This window comes from Streptomyces spongiae, assembly GCF_009377185.1.
Taxonomy (GTDB): Bacteria; Actinomycetota; Actinomycetes; order Streptomycetales; family Streptomycetaceae; genus Streptomyces; species Streptomyces spongiae.
Map to the genome: position 1 here is coordinate 1 of NZ_VJZC01000853.1, position 3,122 is coordinate 3,122.

At 68.1% G+C, this 3,122-nt stretch carries 3 protein-coding genes and 1 pseudogene; 2 read left to right on the top strand and 2 right to left on the bottom strand.

Features of this window, described 5'->3' with window-relative positions; all coding sequences use genetic code 11:
• Positions 1-300 precede the first annotated feature (300 nt).
• Together FNH08_RS54285 and FNH08_RS47765 are read left to right on the top strand one after the other, a co-directional pair.
• Positions 301-720, top strand: a complete 420-nt coding sequence (locus FNH08_RS54285; protein WP_407704598.1) for an Imm1 family immunity protein — start codon at positions 301-303, stop codon at positions 718-720.
• 151 nt (positions 721-871) lie between these two features.
• A pseudogene (locus FNH08_RS47765) lies at positions 872-1,024 on the top strand (ADP-ribosylglycohydrolase family protein); the annotation flags it as partial.
• 59 nt (positions 1,025-1,083) lie between these two features.
• Here FNH08_RS47765 and FNH08_RS47770 read toward each other — a convergent pair.
• Together FNH08_RS47770 and FNH08_RS47775 are read right to left on the bottom strand one after the other, a co-directional pair.
• The gene (locus tag FNH08_RS47770) at positions 1,084-1,977 is read right to left on the bottom strand and encodes an MOSC domain-containing protein (RefSeq protein ID WP_152778161.1); all 894 of its coding nucleotides are present in this window, start codon (positions 1,975-1,977) and stop codon (positions 1,084-1,086) included.
• Positions 1,978-2,178: 201 nt separating this feature from the next.
• Positions 2,179-2,832 (bottom strand): TetR/AcrR family transcriptional regulator, encoded by a 654-nt coding sequence (locus FNH08_RS47775; RefSeq protein ID WP_152778162.1) that lies wholly within the window; start codon positions 2,830-2,832, stop codon positions 2,179-2,181.
• Positions 2,833-3,122 lie beyond the last annotated feature (290 nt).

Sequence of the window (3,122 nt, forward strand, 5' to 3'; positions counted from 1 at the left end):
CCTCCATACACATCCGCGAGAGTGACCACCCCGCCACGCACCTGACCACCAGCCCCACCCCTCTCCGCGCTCTCCTTACCGTCCTCAAAACCGGGCACCTTGACTGATCCGCAGCGCACCCTCGGCGCCTGTGACGGCCGCTGATACATGGCGGACAGGCGGAGAGACCGCGCAGGTGAGCGCGCGAGTGGTCGAACGTAGTTGGCGACTTTGGTCGGCGATAGCTGGCGAGCCAATCCCTTGTTTCAAAGGCGGCTATGACCAGTGGCCCTATGGAGGCGCGAAGTGACGCACAGCCGGGTGCAAGCGTACTATCGGCGGGAGCACGGAGATAATCCGGTTTTGCTTCAAAGCCCAAGCGATGTTGACGCTTTGATCGACGCGCTCCTTGCAAGCCGACCATCGGAGAACTTGGCCGCGCTGCACAGCTTGGAACGTCCGCTCATGCCGGCAGGGGTTCCTGATCACGAGTTGCTGGTTGGGGCTCACGGAGACCTTCAGGTCGGGGTCCTCGGCTTCATGGACAACGGAAATTGGGTTTCGTTTGATCCATCGGGCGGGCGAGGAGAGGTCTCCTACTCCATTATGGAAAATGCCACCGAATTTCCAAGTCACTCCGAAATACCCATCGCTCTTGTGCGTCAGGCTGTAAAGGAGTTCTTGTCCTCTGGGGGGCAGCGTCCAACGTGTATCCAATGGCAAGAGCCAGAGTTCTGGTGAGCTGTCCGTCCCACGTGCGCGGGGCATACCGGAGTTCGTTGAACTCAGGTCGCTGTTCGCCGATCGCGTTGAAGATGTGGGACCTGGGGAGTCCTAGCCGGGCCCGTCGCTTCCGCCGTAGTGACGGGCCCGGCCCCTTGGCAGCGGGCGCCTCGGCTCCGCCGTCTGGGCGCTGCGGACGACCGACTCGTACGAGGCTGCCGTCCGCGCCGCCGTCGACCTCGGCGGTGACACGGACACCGTCGCGGCCGTGACCGGGGGGCTCGTGGGGGCCGTGTACGGGGCCGGCGACATCCCCGAACGATGACTGGCCGTGAGGTCGGCTGACCAACGCCGCTCGCCGCCGCACGGGTGGGGCCCGATTCACACGAGCGTGATGTGATCCCCGCGCCGGATCGTTCCGCCCGAGATCACGTCGGCGTAGACCCCTACGTTCACCTGGTTGTGCCGCGCCGCCGTACGCAGGATGCCCGCGTCGTGCGGCAGGTCCCCCTGGGGCAGCGTGATCATGACGCAGCGGGGGCAGGAACCGGTGATCCGCAGGCGGACCTCGTCGCCGATCGCCACCGTGCGCCCGACCCAGTCGTTCTCCACGAAACCCCGCAGTTCCGGACGGGTCTCCACGATGATGTTCGGGCGGAACCGGCGAGCCTCGAAGCGTCCCTCGGGATAGAGCGCGCGCAGCTGATCGATCGTTGCCGTCGTCAGCAGGTGCACCACGGCGAGATCGAAGAAGGTCCCCGTCGGCAGGTCCCAGTCGGTCACGGTGTCCCGGTGGTCGAGCCCTGCCATGTCCGGCCAGTACTCCTCGGCCGTCGCGCGGGACGACTCACCGTCGCCCTTGGCTGTCCCGAGGGTCGCGAGCGTGACCTCCCGGCCCAGCGCTTCGGACAGCAGCCTGGCCGCATCGGGCTGGGTGCTCGTCAGGACGGTCCCGTCGGGCAGGGTCAGGCGGACTGCAGGCAGGTGTCCGCCCGCCCGCGGAGGGTCGACATACGCGGCTCGGAACTCGAAGAAATTTCCCCACTTGTGCGGGTTCTTGGCACCCGCGACCTTGCCCGTCGCCGGATCGACCACGGCGAACCGCCGATCCCCGAAAAGCCCCTGTTCCGTGACCTCGGAGGCGTTCAGCTCCTCCCCCATCATCGACTTCACGGGGTAGCGCCACAGTCCGGCAACCGCGCCGGCAGCGCCACCAGCCTCAGCAACGCCAGCAGCGACATCCGCCGACGGGCGGTGCGACGAATGCGTTGCCATGACGGCCTCCTCGGTCATGCTCCGCGTCATACGCCGAAGCCGAGAACGCCGCGTCGACGTCTCGTCACCATCGCAAACCGCCGGCTACCCCCTGTCAAACGGTGACGTGCCTGACACGGAGACCGCCCCGCCGCTTTCCAAGGGGCAACAGAATCAGCGCCTCAGGCTTCACCGAGACGGAGCACGCCCGGATGCGCATCCCTACAGCGCCCGCAGCGCCGCCGCCGTCGCCCTCGACAGGCTCGCCAGGTATTCCTTCGGCAGCTTCGGGCCCCGTACGACCAGTGCCCGCCAGTACAGCGGACCGGAGATCAGGTCCAGGGTCAGGTCCTCGTCGATCCCGTCCCGCACCTCCCCGCGGGCGACCGCCGCCGCGACGATGCCGCTCGCCACGCTCTGCTGGCCCTCGCGCAACGCCTTCTGCATCGCCTCGGCGATCTCGGGGTTGCGGGCCGCCTCGGCCTGGAGGTCGGGGATGATCTGGCCGGCCACCGGGTGGCGCAGGGCGCGGGACGTGACCTCGTACAGCAGCCGCAGGTCGCCTTCCAGTGAGCCGGTGTCCGGCATCGGCAGGCCCTGGACCGCCACCGCGGAGACCAGGTCGAGGACAAGGTGGAGCTTCGAGCGCCAGCGGCGGTACACCGCCGTCTTGCCGACTCCCGCGCGCCGGGCGATGCCCTCGATGGACATACGGCCGTAGCCGACGGCCGCGAGTTCCTCGAAGACCGCGGCCCGGATGGCCTCGGTCACGTCCTCACGGAGCACGGCCGCCCCGGCGGGGGCCCGGCGGCGCGGCTTCGGCTGCGCGGGCTGCCGCGTCGACTGCGCTGCGGGGGCGTCGGCGTTCGAAGTCATACGAACCAGCATAGGGGCGTTACGACGAGACGGTTGCGTTCCGACGTCGTTTCGTCCTACGCTCGCGTTACGACGATACGGTCCCGTCCCGACGTAAGAGCAAGGCAAGAGCAAGGCAAAGAGCAGTACAAGGCACACGGGGACGTCCCCCTGACCGAAAGCAGCGGATGTGAGCAGCCCAGTCCTCCACACACCGCCACCCGCCACGCCCCCCGCGCAGGCACAGGCACAGGCGCAGGCACCCACCGACGAGTCCCCCGAGGAACTCGCCGCCCGGTACGGCCTCAGCG